Annotated in this window: 16 protein-coding genes; 9 read left to right on the top strand and 7 right to left on the bottom strand. The window is 69.0% G+C overall.

Annotation, left to right across the window (positions count from 1 at the left end):
• Window positions 1–44 precede the first annotated feature (44 nt).
• Window positions 45–2,288 (top strand): ATP-binding cassette domain-containing protein, encoded by a 2,244-nt coding sequence (locus tag G406_RS0138285; RefSeq protein WP_028937953.1) that lies wholly within the window; start codon window positions 45–47, stop codon window positions 2,286–2,288.
• Between the two features lie 32 nt (window positions 2,289–2,320).
• On the opposite strand, the gene G406_RS0138290 is transcribed toward G406_RS0138285, so the two are convergent.
• On the bottom strand, window positions 2,321–2,938 hold the full coding sequence (locus G406_RS0138290) for a MerR family transcriptional regulator (RefSeq protein ID WP_028937954.1): 618 nt from the start codon (window positions 2,936–2,938) through the stop codon (window positions 2,321–2,323).
• Between the two features lie 112 nt (window positions 2,939–3,050).
• Between G406_RS0138290 and G406_RS52430 the strand changes: the two genes are divergently transcribed.
• A complete protein-coding gene (locus G406_RS52430) occupies window positions 3,051–4,013 on the top strand; it encodes a hypothetical protein (protein ID WP_051343270.1) in 963 nt (320 codons plus the stop codon).
• A gap of 386 nt (window positions 4,014–4,399) precedes the next feature.
• A complete protein-coding gene (locus G406_RS0138300) occupies window positions 4,400–4,999 on the top strand; it encodes a class I SAM-dependent methyltransferase (protein WP_037080724.1) in 600 nt (199 codons plus the stop codon).
• A gap of 35 nt (window positions 5,000–5,034) precedes the next feature.
• On the opposite strand, the gene G406_RS0138305 is transcribed toward G406_RS0138300, so the two are convergent.
• Window positions 5,035–5,949: a LysR family transcriptional regulator gene (locus G406_RS0138305; RefSeq protein ID WP_028937956.1), complete on the bottom strand. Its 915-nt coding sequence runs from the start codon at window positions 5,947–5,949 to the stop codon at window positions 5,035–5,037.
• A 72-nt stretch (window positions 5,950–6,021) separates the two neighbouring features.
• Here G406_RS0138305 and G406_RS0138310 point away from each other — a divergent pair, with 72 nt between their 5' ends.
• On the top strand, window positions 6,022–6,501 hold the full coding sequence (locus G406_RS0138310) for a hypothetical protein (RefSeq protein ID WP_028937957.1): 480 nt from the start codon (window positions 6,022–6,024) through the stop codon (window positions 6,499–6,501).
• 45 nt (window positions 6,502–6,546) lie between these two features.
• On the opposite strand, the gene G406_RS0138315 is transcribed toward G406_RS0138310, so the two are convergent.
• From G406_RS0138315 to G406_RS0138325, 3 genes are read right to left on the bottom strand one after another with little or no spacing between them, the layout of a single operon-like run.
• Window positions 6,547–7,053 (bottom strand): NUDIX domain-containing protein, encoded by a 507-nt coding sequence (locus G406_RS0138315; protein ID WP_211241388.1) that lies wholly within the window; start codon window positions 7,051–7,053, stop codon window positions 6,547–6,549.
• A gap of 25 nt (window positions 7,054–7,078) precedes the next feature.
• A complete protein-coding gene (locus G406_RS52435; RefSeq protein WP_051343271.1) occupies window positions 7,079–7,924 on the bottom strand; it encodes an ABC transporter ATP-binding protein in 846 nt (281 codons plus the stop codon).
• A gap of 8 nt (window positions 7,925–7,932) precedes the next feature.
• Entirely contained in the window at window positions 7,933–8,613 is a 681-nt protein-coding gene (locus tag G406_RS0138325) for a winged helix-turn-helix transcriptional regulator (protein WP_028937959.1), read from the bottom strand.
• Between the two features lie 103 nt (window positions 8,614–8,716).
• On the opposite strand from G406_RS0138325, the gene G406_RS0138330 reads away from it, so the two are divergent.
• Complete coding sequence (locus G406_RS0138330; protein WP_028937960.1) at window positions 8,717–9,139, top strand: tautomerase family protein; 423 nt, start codon at window positions 8,717–8,719, stop codon at window positions 9,137–9,139.
• A 279-nt stretch (window positions 9,140–9,418) separates the two neighbouring features.
• Here G406_RS0138330 and G406_RS52440 read toward each other — a convergent pair whose 3' ends face one another.
• Window positions 9,419–10,540, bottom strand: a complete 1,122-nt coding sequence (locus tag G406_RS52440) for an agmatine deiminase family protein (protein ID WP_211241390.1) — start codon at window positions 10,538–10,540, stop codon at window positions 9,419–9,421.
• Between the two features lie 159 nt (window positions 10,541–10,699).
• Window positions 10,700–12,214, bottom strand: a complete 1,515-nt coding sequence (locus tag G406_RS52445) for an APC family permease (RefSeq protein ID WP_064743154.1) — start codon at window positions 12,212–12,214, stop codon at window positions 10,700–10,702.
• 1,384 nt (window positions 12,215–13,598) lie between these two features.
• Between G406_RS52445 and G406_RS54985 the strand changes: the two genes are divergently transcribed.
• The 4 genes from G406_RS54985 (at window position 13,599) to G406_RS0138360 (ending at window position 18,568) form a co-directional block, all read left to right on the top strand.
• Complete coding sequence (locus tag G406_RS54985; RefSeq protein WP_064743155.1) at window positions 13,599–14,966, top strand: MFS transporter; 1,368 nt, start codon at window positions 13,599–13,601, stop codon at window positions 14,964–14,966.
• Between the two features lie 77 nt (window positions 14,967–15,043).
• Entirely contained in the window at window positions 15,044–16,369 is a 1,326-nt protein-coding gene (locus G406_RS0138350) for an MFS transporter (RefSeq protein WP_028937961.1), read from the top strand.
• A 58-nt stretch (window positions 16,370–16,427) separates the two neighbouring features.
• On the top strand, window positions 16,428–17,564 hold the full coding sequence (locus G406_RS54990) for an ROK family protein (RefSeq protein ID WP_051343241.1): 1,137 nt from the start codon (window positions 16,428–16,430) through the stop codon (window positions 17,562–17,564).
• Complete coding sequence (locus G406_RS0138360; RefSeq protein ID WP_028937962.1) at window positions 17,564–18,568, top strand: enolase C-terminal domain-like protein; 1,005 nt, start codon at window positions 17,564–17,566, stop codon at window positions 18,566–18,568. The genes G406_RS54990 and G406_RS0138360 overlap by 1 nt, the downstream gene beginning before the upstream one ends.
• The last annotated feature ends 44 nt before the right edge of the window (window positions 18,569–18,612 follow it).

The raw sequence follows: 18,612 nt of genomic DNA on the forward strand, positions 1-18,612 counted from the left end.
ATCGCGGCCAAAATCTGGCCACATCTACTCGTAGCGTCGCCGCCATGGAGTTCATACGGATCACCGGAGCCAGGGAACACAATCTCAAGGGCATCGACGTCGACATCCCGAAACGTCAGCTCACCGTGGTCACCGGGGTGTCCGGTTCCGGCAAGTCGTCGCTGGTGTTCGACACCGTCGCGGCCGAGTCGCAGCGTCAGCTCAACGAGACGTACACGGCGTTCGTCCGTAACCGGATGCCGCACTACGGGCAGCCCGACGTCGACGGCATCGAGAACCTGTCGGCGGCCATCGTCGTGGACCAGAAGCGGCTCGGCGGTGGTGTCCGTTCGACCGTCGGCACGGTCACCGACATCTACTCGCTCCTGCGGTTGCTGTGGTCGCGTGCGGCACAGCCTCATGTCGGTGAGTCGACGGCGTTCTCGTTCAACGATCCGGCAGGCATGTGTCCGCGCTGCTCCGGGCTCGGCACGGTGAGCACCATCGACGTCGAGCAGCTGGTGGACAGGGACCGGTCGTTGAATGAGGGCGCGATCCGGTTTCCGACGTTCCAGGTGGGCGGCTGGACCTGGCGGATCTACGCCGACAGCGGCCAGTTCGACCTGGACAAGCCGCTGCGCGACTACGGCCGGCGGGAATGGGCGGCGCTACTGCACGGCACCGACGTGCCGCCGGATGCCAACCGGACCCAGACCTACGAGGGGCTGCTGCCCCGGTTCGAGCGGATCTGGCTGCCCAAGGACGTCGAGGCGCTGACCGGTCGGACCAGGCGGGAGTTCGAACGGGTCGTGACCCGGGGGCGCTGCCCGGACTGTGCCGGCACGCGGCTCAACGCGGCGGCGCGGTCGGCACGTATCGAGGGCCGCTCGATCGCCGAGTGCGCCGCGCTGGAGGCCGACGAACTGGCGAAGTTCGTCCGCGGGATCGACGCGCCGGGCTGCGAACCGGTGCTCGCCGGTCTGCGTGCGCAGCTACAGCGGCTCGTCGACATCGGGCTTGGTTACCTGAGCATGGACCGGGCGACGTCATCGCTGTCCGGTGGCGAGTCGCAGCGGGTGAAGATGGTGCGTCATCTGGGAAGCAGTCTCGTCGACATGATCTACGTGTTCGACGAGCCGAGCGTCGGGCTGCATCCGAGCGACGTGGCGCAGCTGACCGCGCTGCTGGCCGAGCTGCGGGACAAGGGCAACACGGTACTGGTCGTCGAGCACGATCCGGACGTCATCGAGGTGGCCGACCACGTGATCGACATCGGTCCGATGGCCGGCGTCGACGGCGGAGAGCTGGGCTACTCGGGGGACGTCGAGGGCTTGCGCCGGACCGACACCGCGACAGGTGTGTACCTCCGCACACGCACCGAGTTGAAGCGCGAGCCACGGCGGTCCGAGCAGGCCGCGATCGAGATTCGGGGCGCGACCAGACACAACCTGCACGACGTGGACATCGACATCCCGCGCGGAGTGCTCACCGTCGTCACGGGCGTCGCCGGGTCCGGCAAGAGCACGCTCATCCACGGTTTCGTGCCTCAGGTCTGCCCGGACGCGGTGCTGCTGGACCAGGGTTCGATCCGCGGCTCGCGGCGGTCGATGCCGGCGACCTGGACCGGCATCCTCGATCCGATCCGCGCGCTGTTCGCCGCCGCGTCGGGTGCCGACGCGACGCTGTTCAGCCCGAACTCCGGGGGCGGCTGCCCGGACTGCCACGGGCTCGGCGTGACCTACACGGACCTGGCGTTCCTCGACCCGATGGTCAGCGTGTGCGAGCGGTGCGACGGCCGTCGGTTCACCGAGGAGGCGCTGAGTCATCGGTACCGGGGCCACGACATCGGTCAGGTGCTGTCGCTGAGCGCGGGCGAGGCGACCGAACTGTTCGCCGGCCGGCGACGCATCGAGCCGGTGCTGCGCGGGCTCGTCGACGTCGGACTCGGGTACCTGACGCTCGGGCAGCCACTCACCACGCTGTCCGGCGGTGAACGGCAGCGGCTGAAGCTGGCCGTCGAGCTGCTGCGGCCCGGCGGGGTCTACGTGTTCGACGAGCCGACGACCGGTCTGCACCCCGGCGACGTGCACCGGCTGCTCGACCTGCTCGACCGGCTGGTCGACGGCGGCGCGACGGTCGTGGTCATCGAGCACAACCTGGACGTCATCGCGCGCGCCGACCACGTGATCGACCTCGGTCCCGGCCCGGGACGCCACGGCGGCCGGGTGATCTTCCAGGGCACTCCGGCGGACCTGGTGCACGCCACCGACTCGCGCACAGCCACCCACCTGCGCCGCGTGACCTCGTGAGTGTTGAGTATGGCTATAGCCACACTCAACACTCACGAGCGGAAGCGGGCGGCTGAGGCTCGTTCCTGGGCCAGGCGGCGCAGTGCGGCGAACAGAGTGTCGCCCAGCACGGTGCCGACGACGGCGGCCTCGACGATGGTCTGCGGGTCGTCGAGCGCGTACACGGTGTCGAGGTCCAGCTCGGCCATCTGGTCGGCGAGCTTCGCGTACTCGCTGAGCCGGTCGACCAGCTCGGTGCGACCCAGCTCGATGAACGCGCCCAGGGTGTTGACCGTGGCCTCGACGACCGGGTTGTCCGCCTTGAGCGTCCAGCCGCGCTCGGCGGCGACCTGTTCGAGGCGCGCCATCGCGGACTCGGTGTTGCTCTCGTCGACCTGGATCTGCCGCAGTGCCAGTCCGTGCTGGGTGACACCGAGGACCTGATGCAGGTCGTCGTGCTGGTCGATGCCGTCCAGCACGTCGCGGACCTTCGCGACGGACAGCCCGCCGACGTCGAGCAGTGCGCGCACCAGCTTCAGCCGCTGGATGTGCTCCTTGCCGTATCGCGCCTGGTTGGGGCTGGTGCGCTCGCCGGGCGGCAGCAGACCTTCGCGCAGGTAGTACTTGATCGTCGCGACCGGAACGCCGGACTCGGCGCTCAACTCGGCCATCCGCATGAACGTGGCCCCTTCCGGCGGGGAGGTCGGTGACAGGACTGGACTCCAGTGAATGGATAGTCTAGCTTTCCAAAACAGATAGTGTGACTATCCAATAGGAGTGATCATGGACAGGACTGCTGGATGGCACCGGCCGATGCTGCGGTTCGCCGGGTTCATGGCGGTGTGCTCGGTGGGATGTGTCATCGGGCTCGTCGTGGACGACCGGGTGCTGCTGGGGGCGCCGATCTGGATGAAGCCGCTGAAGTTCGCGATCTCGATGGCCCTGTACTGCGTGACGTGGTCCTGGATGCACGGGCTGCTGACCAGGGGTCGGCGGACCGCGTACTGGGTCGGCAACGGGATCCTCGCCTGCATGGTCGTCGAGTCCGTGGTGATCGTCGGCCAGGTGGCGCGCGGCAGGCCGAGCCACTTCAACAACTCGACCCCGCTGGACGCGACGCTGTGGTCGGTCATGGCCGTCACGATCGTCACGCTGTGGGTCGGGACGCTCGTGCTGACCGCGCTGGTGATGCGTGCGCCGATCGCCGACCCGGCCAGCCGGTGGGCGGTCCGGCTGGGTGCGGCGATCTCACTGGTCGGGCTCGGCCTCGGCGCGCTGATGACGACGCCGCCGCGGGCTCAGCCGCACCGGGTCGGCGAGTTCGACCGGATGATCGGCGCGCACAGCGTCGGTGTCTCCGACGGCGGACCCGGAATGCCGCTGACCGGTTGGAGCACCACCGGTGGTGACCTGCGCATTCCGCACTTCGTCGGCATGCACGCGTTGCAGGCGCTGCCACTGCTGGTGATGCTGCTCGGCGTGCTGGCAACCAGGGTGGCGAGGCTGAGGCCACTCGAGGTTCGCGCAAAGCTGGTCATCATCGCAGCCAGTGGCTACGCGGGCCTCGTTGCCCTGGTTACCTGGCAAGCCCTGCGTGGCCAGCCGTTGATCCATCCCGACACCTACACCGCGACCGCGGCGATCGCGTTGGCGCTGGCCGTATTGGGAGCGACCGGGCTGGTCTTCGGTCGCCCCGCCACGGAAGACCAGGCGAGGGACGACGCTCGGGCCGAGGTATCAGCCTGACCACCGCCCCTGCCGAAAACCCCGACTCGCGGTGCTGAAACCCCCGACTCGCGGTGCTGAAACCCCCGACTCGCGGTGCTGAGGTGCCCGACTCGCGGTGCTGAGGTGCCCGACTCGCGGGCGAGTAGACAGGACCACGGCTAAGCTGGCTCCGCGAGTCTCCGAAGGAGTTCCGGCGAAGGCCGGCGTAGTGAATGTCCGTAACAACTTCCCCGACCACCAGGGCGGCTCTCAGGGTTCCGACATGCGCGCGCTCGGCCGACGAAGGAGGCTTGTTTTTCTGGGAGTACCCCCGAAGCGAAGCGAGTGGGGTGGTCACGGAAAAACTCCGCGCGGAACAGGCCCGAAAGGACAGCCATCAGCACTCGATCCAGCACACTAGCGTTATGACGACGCCATCACGCGCGCTGCGCCTGCCGGTCTTCGTGGCCGCCGCGTTGCGCCGACCGGGCACCGTGGGTGCGGTCGCACCGAGCTCCCCGAGCCTGTGTCGCGTGTTGGCCGAGATCGTGCCCAGCACCGGAGCGCCCACCGTGGTCGAGCTCGGTGCCGGCACCGGCGCGGTCAGCACCGCGATCCAGAAGCGGATGCCCGCCGACGGCAGGCACCTGGCGGTGGAGATCGACGCCGAGCTGGCGAGCCACCTGCGGGAGAGTCACCCCGGCATGCAGGTGCTGCACGGCGACGCCGCAGACCTGCACACCTTGATCACCGAGGCCGGCGCGGAGACGGTGAACGCCGTGGTCAGTGGCCTGCCGTGGTCGCTGTTCGGTGAGCCGCTGCAGAGGCGGATCCTGCGGGAGGTGTGCCGCACGATGTCGAAGGACGCGGTGTTCAGCACCTTCGCCTACCGGCACGCGACCGGACTGGCCGGTGCCCGCCGCTTCCGTACGCTGCTCGACGATCACTTCGACGAGGTGGTCCCCAGTCACACGGTGTGGCGCAACCTGCCTCCCGCACTCGTCTACGTCTGTCGAAACCACTGATCAACCCGTGAGTGCGTAGGGCTGCCCTGGCAGCTCTACGCACTCACGAGCTGTGACACGGCCGCGTGCAGGGCCGTCAGTCCCTGAGCGATCGGGCGTTGCGCGCGGCTGCCCCTACGCGTCGCGGTCAGCAGTCGACGGCGCGGGACCGGCTCGCACAGTGGGATCTGCGCCACGTCCAGGTGCTCGCCGACCGGGATCTGACGGGGTTTCATGCAGACGCCGAGACCGTGCGCGACCATCGCGAACGTAGCGGCCCAGTCCTTCGCGTTGTGCGCGACCTTCGGAGTGAAACCCGCCGTGGCGCACGCCACCGCGGTCAGGTCGTACTGGTCACAGCTGTGCGGCTCGGGCAGCACCCAGTCGTCGTGCGCGACCTCCTCCAGCGCGATCTCGGCGCGGGCGGCCAGCGGATGGTCCAGCGGGAGCAGCAGGTCCTGGGGTTCGTCGTGCAGCGGCTCCTGCTCGAACCGGGGGTCGTCGGCGGTCGGGCCGCCCAGGTTCGGCAGCGTGATGGCGATGTCCACGTCGCCGGCCAGTAGCCGCTCGTAGGCTTCCGCCGTCTCCACTTCCAGGAGCTTGACCTGCAACAACGGGTCCTCGCGGTCAAGCCACCGATACGCCGGGATGATCAACGACCGGATCACCGACGAGAAGCCACCGATGCGCAGCGTGCCGCCGGTCTGGGCGGCGTAGCTGCCCAGCTCGCCGCGCGCGGTCTCCCAGCGCGCGGCGAGGTCGTCGGCGTGGCCGAGCAGGGCGTGCGCGGCCGGGGTCAGCCGGACCCGTCTGCCGTCCGGTTCGAGCAGTGGCACGGCGAGCTCACCGGACAGTGAACGGAGCTGCTGGGATACGGCCGAAGGAGTGAGATGCAGGGAACCCGCCGCGGCCGTAATGGTGCCCAGCTGGTCAACGACACGCAGTACGTGCAGACGGCGTAAGTCGATCATGTAGCAGAATTATACGTTGCTGTTCAGAAACGTGAAATGGACGTGCTGGTGTTTGCGAGTCAGGCTGGAGCCATGGACAACGAGAGCTCCCGCAACTGCCCCTCCTGCGGCTGGCCGGAGGCCGAGGTCTACGAGCTGATCTCCCGCGACGGCTCGGCGATGCATACCCGTTGTCCCTGCGGCCGGGAGCAGGAGCTGGAAGCCCCTCGAACACACCGGGCGCGCGACACCGCCACCGTGCTGGCCGGGATCGTCCTGGTGCCGGCGACGGCCGCGATGCTGCCGCTCGCCGCCGTGCTCGCGTGCCTCGGGCTCGCCGCGGTCATCGGCGGTATGGCGTGGGCATGGGCCTGGCTCAACGGCACCACCGGCTGGGACGGGCTGCTCGGCTACGCGTTGCGCGCCGGCATGTTCGGCGGCGCGGCGGGTCTCGCGCTGGCCGGTCTGGCGCTGGTGTTCGGCCCGGCCACCGTCGTGCTGATCCCGACCCTGTACGTGCTCGCGGCGACCCTGTACTGGCTGGGCCACGCGCCCAGCCCGGCCCCCTGCTGATCAGAACTCGTGAGTGCCGCGGCCGCCTCTGGGCGGCAGCGGCACTCACGGCTTGATCGGGTGGCCGTCCTCCAGGTAGACGGCGCAACCGGTGGCGCGCGCCGCGAGCGCGGCTCGCGCTCGCCGTGCGTGACGGGCCGGCAGGTACTCCTCGAGCCGGTGCAGCTCGACGAACGTGGCCGCGCCCAGCTCGTCGGGCGGCAGGCTCAGCGGTTGCGCGGGATCGAGCATCCCGCCGTCGAACACGATGATCACGCCGTCCGGGAGCACGTCGGCCGCGGTCACGTAGTCGACCGCGAGCAGCGCACCCGGCGGGCGGTCGATGCCGAGCTCCTCGGCGACCTCGCGGCGCCCCGCGAGCCACGGCGACTCGCCGTCCTCGATCATCCCGCCGGGCAGTTCCCAGTCCGGCTTGTACGTCGGGTCGACGAGCAGCAGTCGCCCCTCGCCGTCGGTGAACAGCACCGTCGTCGCCATCCGCTTGCGGGGTAACGCCAGCGCCCATCCGGGCGTGTCTCGGGTCGCACAGGCGCGTGTTCCAGAGTCCGGCACCCGGTGAACGCTATCGGTTGGCTGCTCAGCGATGTAGCGGGTTCGGGTCGTCGGCCTGCCAGTCGGGCAGATCGGCGTGGTCGACCGGCTGGGCCTGCGCGGTCCAGCGGCGCAGCGACCGCTTGATCAGGACTGGGTGCTCGAAGCACGCGCTGACGTTCTCGCTGGTCAGGACGTCGTCGACGGGTCCGGCGTGGATCGCCTCCCCGTGGCGCAGCAGCATCGCGTGCGTCGTGCTCGCCGGCAGCTCCTCCAGGTGGTGGGTGACCAGGACGCTGGCCAGCCGCGGATGTTCGGCGCGCAGTGTGTCCAGCGAGGTCAGCAGCCGTTCGCGCGCGGCGAGGTCGAGACCGGTGCTCGGCTCGTCGAGCAGCAGCAGGTGCGGCTCCGGCATGAGCGCGCGGGCGACCAGCATGCGGCCCCGCTCACCCTGCGACAGCGTGGCCAGCGTGGAGTTGCGCAGCGCGGCGACGCCGAGCAGCTCCATCAGGTCATCGGCCCTGCGCAGCGCCGTCTCGGTCGGCTTCCACCGGGGCACCCAGCCGTTGGAGCCGGTGACGCCGGTCAGCACGGCCTGTTCCACGTTGAGTCGCGCATCCAGCGGCTGGCGGGGGTCGACGTGTCCGATCCAGCCGCGCAGCTGGCGCATGTCGACCCGGCCCAGCCGGTAGCCGAGCACCTCGACGGTGCCCCGCGTCGGGTGGGCGATCGCCCCGCACATGCTGAGCAGGGTGCTCTTGCCGGCGCCGTTGCTGCCGAGCAGTGCCCAGTGCTGGCCGGCGGCGACGGTGAGCCCGATGCCGGCGAGGATCGCCCGTCCGTCCCGGACGAAATCGACGTCGACGATGTTCAGCACGGGTGGCGCGGTCATGGCACCGATCATCCCCGCAGGGTGGCCCCGCTGCCTGCCGGTGTCGGCAGCGGGAACAGCCGGAGGAACCGTTCGGCGACCGCGCGGTCGCCGGTCAGTACCAGGTCACCGGCGTGAATCGCCTCGTCGAGCACTCGCTGTGCGCGCAGCAGCGCGGACAGTGTCTGGACATCGGTGTCCAGTCTCACAGCGCTGCCTGAGAGTTCCGCCCTGCTCAGCGCGATCGTTCCGTGCTCGATGCGCACCCGGAACTCGTGCTCACCGAGTCGCAACCCGATCGTCGCCTCGAACCCGCCCGCCGAGCGGGGGTCGAACAGCGCCCGCAGCGACAGTACGAGTGAATCGACACCGAGGGGAGCGTCGCCGCGCATGCCCGGTGATCGGCTGCCCCATCGTCCGAGCAGGGTGACCAGCGGCTCCAGCTCCGCGCCCCACTCGGTCAGCTCGTACACCCACGCCCCGCTCGGTGGCGCCAGCTTGCGGTGCTCGACGACGCCGCTCTCGACCAGCTCGCGCAGCCGCTGGGTGAGCATGTCGGCACTCGCGCCGGGCAGTCCGCCGCGCAGGTCGGTGAACCGCTTGGGGCCGAGCAACAGCTCCCTGACGATCAGCAGGGCCCACCGCTCGCCGACCAGATCGAGCCCGTGGGACACCGCGCACCCGTCGTCGTACTTGCGCTTGCCTGCCATGCACCCAGTCTACCAGCAGATGTAGGTTTCTCAGAGTTTGCAGTTGTTTTTTCCGACTAGCTAGTTGTATAGTACGACTACCAATCGAAACGTGGAGGCAGACATGCCGCTGTTGATGCTCGAGGTCCCGACCGGGGTCCACCGTGAGGCCAAGCAGAAGATGATGAGGACGATCACCGAGGCGATCGACGGGGCCTACCACTTCCCGGACACGCGCATCTTCCTGCGCGAGACGCCCGCCGAGAACATCGCCCAGGACGGTGAGCTCTGCGACGAGCTGGGCGCGAAGTCAGTGCGTCCGGTCGGATTCCTGGAGGCGCCCGAGCTGTCCAGCGACGACGCGAAGCGCACGATGCTGGTACGAATCCACGACGCGATCGCCGAGGCCTACGCGGACGTGGCGAACACCGAGCAAACCCTGCTGCTGATCAACCAGTACCCCCTGAACGACGTGGCCTGGCTGCGCCAACTCCAGTCCGACAACGCGGAAATAGTCGCAGCAGTAGCAGCCCTAAACCCCTCGTGAGTGATGAGGCCGTCTACCCCGAAGGGGCGCAGAGCGGCTATAGGCGGCCTCAGCACTCACGAGGACCCCGAGGCCGTGCACTCGGTGCACGCGGTCGGGACCACGGCCGTCGTACCCGGCTTAGCCCGTGCCCGGCTCCAAGGCATCTCGGCTTCGCCGTCGACTCGTGAGTGGCAAGGGCGCCTATAGGCGCCCGGATCACTCACGACGAAAAACCTGTCGTGAGTGCTCCGAGCGCCTACGCCTGCGGCGCCCCTCCGGGGTAGACACCCTTGCCACTCACGAGGGGCGGGCTCCTCTGAGGAGGTGGCGTTCGGCGCTCGAGGCGCGTACTCGCAGGGGGGCGGGTTGTTGCAGGGTGACCGTGTGGATTCCGCCGCCGAAGGCGAACAGGTCACGCGCGTCCAGGGCGACGATCTCCCGCCCCCGGTAGACGCGGCGCAGGATCTCGATGGCGAGGCTGTCGTGCTCGTCGTCGAACACCCCGACCAGTACGACGCCGTTGGCCACGTAGTGGTTGACGTAGGAGTACCCGCTGGGCAGGTGGGCCGACTCGCGGGTGCGCCGGGGCGCCGGCATCTGTACGACCGACAGGCGTCGTCCTCGTGCGTCGGTCGAGTCGCTGAGCACCTCGGCGACCTCGCGGCAGACCGCGTAGTCGGGATGGCCGGGGTCCGACTGGTTGTGGACGAGGACGACACCGGGCCGGACGAACGCCGCGACCATGTCGATCTGTCCGCCGGTCGTCGTGACCGGGTTCTGGCTGGCCAGCCCCCGGGGCAGCCAGATGGCCTTGGTCGTTCCGAGCTTGGCGTGCACCTCGGCTTCGACCTGGGCACGGGTCCAGCCGGGGTTGCGGTGCGGGTCGAGCTGCACGGTGTCGGTGAGCAGGACGGTGCCTTCGCCGTCGACCTGGATCGAGCCGCCCTCGAGCACCAGCGGTGACTCGTACGTCGGGACTCCGGCGGTGCGGGCGACGTCGGCCGCGACCTGCTTCTCGGTGTCCCAGTTCAGCCAGCGTTCCGAGCCCCAGCCGTTGAACCGCCAGTTCACGGCGCGCATCGAGAAGTGCTCGGTGTGCACGAAGGTCGGCCCGGACTCACGCAGCCAGGCGCTCTGCGGACGGGCGGGACACAGCTTGACCCCGGGGACCAGCATCTGGCGGGCGAGGCCGAAGTGCTCGACAGGTGTCAGCATCGCGACGGCCTCGTACCCGGCGAGGGTGTTGGCGACCGCGGACCATGCCCGGCGTGCCTGGTTGAGCGCGGGGGAGTCGTCGTCGCCGTAGATGGCGCTGGCGACCGGGAACTCCATCCAGGTGCGGGTGTGTGGTCGCCATTCGGCGGGCATCAGGGTCCGGACCGAGGGCGGGGCGGTGACCAGCTCGATGGGTGCGCTCACCTCGCCTCCATACGGTATACGGCCTCAATGTTCATGGGTTCGGCGTCCTTCCGGGACGAGCAAGGGGAACAGCGTGGTGGTGATCGGCCGGCATCGGCGGGGTGCCGAGCAGCGGATGCCGGCCGATCAGCTACCTGCCGCTGGGGGTTCGTGGGCCATTCAGGCGGCTCCGGGTGCGATCCGCCGTCGGTGCACGGCGAGGCGGTGCACGGGCTGGCGGAGCTCGTCGACGTCGTGGCCGACCGTGGCGTAGACGTCAGGTCGCAGCGCACGCAGCCGCCAGGCCAGCAGCACGCCGAGGATGAGACTCGCCGGCGTGATGGCGACCAGGATGGCGTTGATCGTCGGGCCGGCGTGGGTGATCAGGTTGATGTTGCGGACCAGCAGCAGGGTCGCGCCGGTCAGCAGGATCGTGGCCGTCACGGCGGCCGGCACGGTCAGCCATGAGGTGTTGGCCAGCTTGTTGCGGACGAAGAAGATGACCACGGCCGCCGCGGTGAGGGCCTGCAGCGCCATCAGACCGACGACGGCGGGGCTGTTCACCCACAGCACCAGGTTGTTGTACGGGTCCAGCTTGAACACCGCGAACACCACGACCACCAGCAGCGCGAGCAGGCTCTGGCACTGACCGGCGCGGTAGGGCGAGTGCAACCGGGGGTGCACCGCGCCCATCCAGCCGGGCAGGACCCGGTCCTCGGACAGCGCGTAGATGTAGCGGTTGATCGCGTTGTGGAAGGCCAGCTGCGCGGCATAGATGCTGGTGATGATCAGCAGGTGCATGGCGTCCGAGGCCCAGGAACCCACGTACTTCTGGACCACGATGTAGAACATCTCGGTGGTGTTCGACGAGGCGGTCTGCACCGCGTTGGCGCTGCCGAAGGCCTGGATCGCGGTCCACATGATGAACCCGTAGACCAGCGCCATGCCGCCGACCGCGATGTAGGTGGCCCTGGGGATGGTGCGCGCCGGGTCGCGGGCCTCCTTGCGGTACAGCGCGGTGGACTCGAAACCGATGAACGCGGCGAATCCGAAGCACAGTGCGGCGCCGACGCCGGGGGTGAAGATGGCGTGCGGGGTGAACGACGCGGTGTCGAGGCCGTGCGCTCCGCCGTGTGCCACCACGCCGAACGCCATCAGCAGCAGGATCGAGGTCTCGGCGGTCAGCAGCACGGCGAGGACCTTCGCGCCGACGTTGACGCCCCGGTAGCCCAGTGCCCAGACCAGGACGATCGCGGCGATCGCGATGAACGGCCACGGCACTTCCAGGCCGAAACCGAGCAGTGTGTCATGAACTTGCACGGACAGTAATCCATAGAGGCTGATCTGTAACGCGTTGTAACTGACCAGCGCCAGCACCGCTGCGGCGAGTCCCATCGGGGACCCCATGCCCCGCGCGATGTAGGCGTAGAACGCGCCCGCGCCCTTGACGTGTCTGGTCATCTTCGTGAAGCCCACCGCGAAGATCGACAGAACGACGCCGGCCACGAGATAGCTGACCGGCGCGCCGACGCCACCCACGGAGATCGCGAGTGGTCCGAAGCCGGACAGGATGGACAGCGGAGCGGCGGCGGAGACCACCAGGAAAACGATCCCCCCGGTGGACAGGGAGTTGCTCCTCAGCCTGTGCTTGCCGCTCGGCTGGAGCTCATCCGTGGTCGGTAGTCCGACTCGCATGTCCGCGGTCCTTCCTGGAGGGGCAGGGCTGCCATCGAACGCTGCGGGGGCGCTCCATGTGGTTCGGCCGGGCAAGTTTTGCGTGCAGTCTGTTCAAACGGTTCAATTCATGTCAAGGTGCACTCAATCACTGCTCCGAACACTGAACGTCACCGCTGAACTGGGCGAACGCACTCCCGGTCACGGACGCGACGATGGGGCCGACGCACTTGCTCTGCGTGATGGGTCGGGCGTTTCGGTGGCTGTTCCTAGGGAATCTTCCAGTTCGGATGCTTCGCCGTTATATCACCATGCCAAGACGAGGGACGCAATCGTCGATCTGAACTAAAGCCGGGCTCTCGCGGTCTCGATCGGCACCCTCCGACCTGATCGACAGGGCCCTGACCGTTGTGCGCGCCGGGTCGGCCGACAGTCACGGCGGATACCTCGCACCGCACGTGGCGGCCGGTGCGCGATCGGCGTCTACTGCCATGCATGTGCAGTCGCAGATGCGCCGACGATTGGGAGAATGGCCGAGTGCCGGGTGTGGGGCGACCGCGCTGAACTGCGGGTTCGGTGAATCGGCGCGACCACGGGGCATTACGTCGACTGTTCGTGACGCGGAGTTACGGCAAGTGCGACACGACGACCGTCAGAGTGGCCGATGTGGGTGAACCGGTGTGGCGGATGGGACGGTTGGCCACGGTTCCGAGCGCAGTGCGGCAGCGTCTGAGGTAGACCTGAGCTCGACCCGGTGATTCACACCATAGTGGTACTTATATCGGCGACTTGTCCGGATAAACCGGACGATCCCGGCGCCGCGGAGCGCTCGACGGCTCCGCGTGACGCGGTCACCCCGAGTGTTCGGCGTCTCTCGCCGGCTCCGACGCGGGGGTTGATTCGAACGGTGAACTAAAGTGAGGCTAAGAAGCCCGCCTAGAGGTTCCTGATAGAACAGGCGGCGAAGACGCTTGGGAGAACAGCCTCCACCTCGCCCATCAATGAGTCACGGGGTCGACCCACTCGGTCCGCGCGACACCTTGATCCTTCGCGTGGTGGAGCATCGGCGGAATGAGTCGCGCTCGGGTGTGGCGCGGCTGAGTGTCCTGATCTGTGGGTGAACGACCGTCTTCGACGCGTGGTTGGCCCGCCTCCGTGCTCGCCGTCCGCACCAGCTCGTTGGTGCTGGAGATACCCGTGTTGCCAGGTGAGCACTGTGAGCCTTAAGACACATTGAACAGGAGGTTTTGTCTCTTGTGACAAAGTCGTTACTGATCAAGACTGAGGTGTAGGGAATACCCTTTTCGAGGGATTACATACGTTATAGCACTTCAGGCGATGTTGGTCGTCGGCCGCAGGGGAAGGCAGCCGGTATCGACGTCGGGGGAGAGGAGAGCGATCCCGCATGGGTTCGTCGCGGCACTCTGCTGGCCTGACCGCCTCCGGCGCACGTTTCGCCAGGAGCTGGACGCAGCGGGTCGTCTCGCTCGGTGAGTTCATGGACGGCTACGACCTGCTGGTCATCGGTGCCGCCATGCTGTTCCTCAAGCCGTATTTCGGGCTCAGTGCCGCTCAGGTCGGCTGGGTCAGTGCGATTGCGTTCATCGGCGCCGCATTCGGCCTGGTGGTGTTCGGCGATCTGTCCGACAGATTCGGACGACGCGTCATATTCATCATCAACCTGGTGTGCTTCGTGTTCACCTCGATCGCCGCCGCGTTCGCGACGAACTTCTGGCAGCTCATGGTGGTGCGGTTCCTGATCGGCGTCGCGGTCGGTATGGACATCCCGACCTCGCACGCGTTCCTCGCCGAGATCGCGCCGAGGAGCAGGCGTGGCCGGGTGGCGGGCAGCCTGCCGAACATGATGTGGCTGGCCGGCGCCACGGTGTCGGTCGTGCTCGCTCTCTCCCTCGGTCCGGTGTTCGGCGACGAGACCTGGCGGTGGCTGTTCGGGCTCGCCTCGGTGCCAGCGGTGTGCGTGCTGGTGATGCGGCACATGCTGCCGGAGTCGCCGCGCTGGTTGCTCGCGCACGGACGGGGGCAAGAGGCGCAGCAGATCTTCAGCCTGCTCGAGCTCGAACCGCCGAGCGCCAAGGGGCGGGCGCAGGAGCCGCTGAGCAGGCGCTACCGGGACCTGCTGCGCGGGCCGATGCTGCGCAGGCTGCTGGTGGTCACCGCGTTCTTCGCACTGCAGTCCTTCGGTGGCGCGATAGCCACGGTGGCGGGGCCGATCGTGCTGGACAGCACCGGCCTGGGCAGGCAGAACATCCTGGTCTTCTCGCTGGCCGGGTTCGTCGTCGGCATGTTCGCGGTTCTCGGCGGCGCGATGATCATCGACCGGGTCAACCGCAGGGCGATGGGTATCTGGACCTGTCTCGGAGTGTTCATCGCGGGGTTGGGCATCGCGACGGTCGGGCGGCAGTCGCCGTCGGTGCTGGTGCTCTACTTCGTGCTCTACTCGATGCTGACCTGGCTCGGCCCTGGTGTGCTGTCCTGGGTGTGGAGTGTCGAGGCGTTCCCCACTCAGCTGCGTGGACTCGGGTCGGGTATCGCGCAGTGCGTCACGCGGCTGGCGATCGCGCTCAACGTCGTGCTCGTGCCCCTGCTGCTGCCGCATTTCGGTCTGACCACCGTGCTGTTCTACGCGTGCGCGTACCTGGTGTGTGTCGCGCTGGTCGCGGCGTCACCGTGGCTCGCCACCACCGGCAGGGAGCTGGAGCTGGCGACAGTGCGGGACGAGGCCCGGACGCCCGTGCGATGGGCGCGCCGCTAGCGGGTCCGGGGAGTCCAGCGGTTGCGGTCGGCTGATCATCGGTTTTCACTTGCCAGTGACAAGTAATCGGGGGTCCCATGTCGTCGACCGAGGCACGCAACTCACCGGCCCGGGCCAGCTTCGCCAAGAACTGGACCAGACGCATCGTCGCGTTCGGCGAGTTCATCGACGGCTACGACCTGCTGGTCATCGGCGCCGCGATGTTGTTCCTCAAACCCTACTTCGGGCTCAGCGCCGCGCAGGTCGGGCTGGTCAGCGCGAGTGCGTTCATCGGGACCGCGCTGGGGCTCGTCGTGTTCGGCGACCTGTCCGACCGGTTCGGTCGCCGGGTCATCTTCATGATCAACCTGGTGTTCTTCGTGTTCGCCTCCGTCGCCGCCGCGTTCGCGACGAACTTCTGGCAGCTCATGGTGGCGCGGTTCGTGATCGGTGTCGCGGTCGGTATGGACATCCCGACCTCGCACGCCTTCCTCGCCGAGATCTCACCGGACAGCAGGCGCGGTCGGGTGGCGGGCAGCCTGCCGAACATGATGTGGCTGTCCGGCGCGATCGCCTCGGTGATCCTCGCGCTGCTGCTCGGTCCGCTGACCGGGGAGGAGACCTGGCGGTGGCTCTTCGGACTGGCCGCGATCCCGGCCGCGATGGTCCTGCTGGCCAGGCAGTTCCTGCCGGAGTCGCCGCGCTGGCTGCAGTCTCGCGGGCGCGAGGACGAAGCGCGCCGGGTGTTCGCCATGCTGGAGCTGGCCCCATCGGTTGCCGAGGAACGCCGGCCGGAGGCGGGGCGCTACCGGGACCTGCTGACCGGACGGACCGGTCGCCGGCTGCTCGCGGTGACCGGGTTCTTCGCGCTGCAGGCCTTCGGCGGCGCGGTGGCCACGGTCGCCGGGCCGCTGGTGCTGGACAGCACCGGGATCGGCCGACAGAACACCCTGCTGTTCTCTCTCGCCGGATTCGTCGTCGGGCTGCTCGCGGTGCTCGGCGGCTCGGTGATCATCGACCGCGTCAACCGGCGGACGATGGGCATCTGGACGTGTCTCGGCGTGTTCGCGGCCGGCGTGGGCATCGCCGTGCTCGGCCCGACCTCCACGGCGGCGCTGGTCGGGTTCTTCGTCTGCTACTCGCTGCTGACCTGGTTCGGCCCGGGTGTGCTGTCCTGGGTGTGGAGCGTCGAGGCGTTCCCGACCGCGGTGCGCGGTCTGGGCTCGGGTGTCGCGCAGTGCATGACGCGGCTGGCGATCGCGCTCAACGTCGTGCTGGTGCCGACGCTGTTGGCCCGCTTCGGCCTGACTACCGTGTTCTTCTATGCCTGCGCCTACCTGCTCTGCGTGTTGATCGTGGTGGGCTCACCCTGGTTGGCGACGACCGGCAAGGAGCTCGAACAGGCCGGTGGCACCCGTGAGTGAGTTCGGCTGCCCGGACAGCCCAACTCACTCACGGGGTCTGATCAGGGGGGCGCGACCGGTGCAGGCGCGCAGCACGAACAGCGCGGCGGTGCTGCGGCTGCTGCTCGGCGAGCCGATGTCCCGTGCCGAGCTGGCCACGTGCCTCGAGCTGACGCAGGGTTCGGTCACCCGGATCACCGCGCCGCTGCTGGACGCCGGACTGATCACCGAGCTCGCCGCGCGCGGAGCGTCCAGCGGCCGTCCCCGCACCCCGCTGGACCTGGTCGGCGACGCGCGGTACGCGGTCGGCGTGCATTTCGGGCTGCGACACACCACCGCCGGGCTGACCGACCTGCGCGGCCGTTACGTCGAGCAGCTCGTGCACCGGCGCGATCCCGGTGCGCCCGAGGAGCTGATCGTCGCCGCCGCCGAGATGGTGCGTGAGCTGGTCGGATCCGCTCCGGGACCGGTGATCGGGATCGGGGCGACGACCGGGGGTCAGGTCGATGCCGAGAGCGGCGTGGTCCTGCGCAACGACCTGCTCGGCTGGCGTGACGTGGCACTGCGTGAGCAACTGGCGCAGCTCGTCGACCGCCCGATCCTGGTGGACAGCCACGTGCTGACCGAGACGCGCGCCGAGCTGCTGTTCGGCGCGGCCCGCACCGAGTCCGACATCGCCTACCTGTTCGTCGGCAACGTGCTGGAGCTGGGGCTCGCGATCGACGGGCGGGTGCGTGCCGGGTCGTTCGCCGAGCTGGTGGTGCCCGGGCCGAACGGCCACCTGCGGATCGGTGAGGTCGCCACCGACCGGTCGGTGCTCGCGCACGCCCGGCTGGCCGGTGTGCTCCACGAGGACCGGGGACTTCCCGAGCTGGCCGAGACCGCGCAGCGCGACCGGACCTGGCGGGGCAGGGTCGCCGACGACCTGCTGCGCGGCAGGGCGGCGCTGGTCGGCTCGGCGATCGGGCAGGTGATGACGTTGCTGTCGCCCTCGCGGGTCGTCGTCGGCGGTGGACTGCTCGCCGTGCCCGCCCATCTGTCCGATGTCCGGGCCGCCGCGGCGCGGATCGTCGGGGACCAGGCCGACCCGGAGACGATCGTGCCGTCCGGGCTGGGCCGTCACCCGTTGGTCACCGCCGCCGCGTCGACCGTGCTGACCAGCTACTACGAGGACCCGGTCGGCTGGGAGCCGGTGCCGCTCGGGGTGCCGCGCTGATGGAGCCGCCGTTAGTCCGCTTTCTCAAGCTGGACCCGGTCCGGGTGTCGGCGCGCACCACCTGGTTGCTGCTCTCGCTGACCACGACCGACGGGACCGTCCGCCGGGGTGAGTGCTCCGACGCCGGCTCGCTTCCCTCGGTCGCCGGCTGGGTCGACGAGCTCGCGTCGCTGCTGGTCTCGGTGCCGTTGGCCGAGGTGGCCGAGCGACTGGACAGGTGGGTCGGTGCCGCCGACCGGTTCGGCAGGCGAACGGTGGCCGGCGGGGTGCTGACCGCGGTCGAGGCCGACGGGTGGCGGGCGAGCGGGCCCGTGCGGCTCTACGCGAACATCAACCGTGCCACGGTGACCCGCACCCCGGACGGGTTCGCCGAGCTGGCGCGCCGCGCGGTCGCCGACGGGTTCGGCTGGGTCAAGCTCGCGCCGTTCGACGGTCTGACCGGCGCGGACCGGGCGCGGGCCGGGCTGGACTGCGCGCGAGCGGTACGTGCCGAGATCGGCGGTTCGGTCGGGCTCATGGTCGACGTGCACGAGCTGCTCGACGACGGCGAGCTGGACACGATCCTGCCCGCGCTGGCCGAGCTCGACCTGACCTGGCTGGAGGACGCAGCCGAACTGCACCGGGTCGACCGGCTGGCCCGGATCCGGGAGGTCGTCGGCTGTCCTCTGGCCGGTGGTGAGCGGCTCGACTCGATAGCCGAGGCGGTGCCGGCGTTGCGTGCCGGGGCGTTGGACGTGGTGTTGCCGGACATCAAGCACGCGGGTGGCCCGTCGAGGGCGTTCGCGCTGGCCACCTCGGCCGCGCGGCACGGCGCCGAGGTCTCGCTGCACAACCCGAGCGGGCCGGTGGCCACCTCGACGAGCGCCGCGGTGATGGAACGGACCGGCTCGGCGCTACCGCTGGAGTTCATGTTCGGCGAGCACCCGGAGCGGGCCGAGCTGGTCGGGTCGGCGGAACGAATCCGGGACGGCAGCTGGACACCGACCCGAAAGAAGCGCCTGTAGTTGCAAGTATCTAATAGGTGCGACGTGATGCAGTCGCGGCAGGT

Source organism: Actinospineispora spinosispora DSM 44797 (assembly GCF_000429025.1).
GTDB lineage: Bacteria > Actinomycetota > Actinomycetes > Mycobacteriales > Pseudonocardiaceae > Pseudonocardia > Pseudonocardia spinosispora.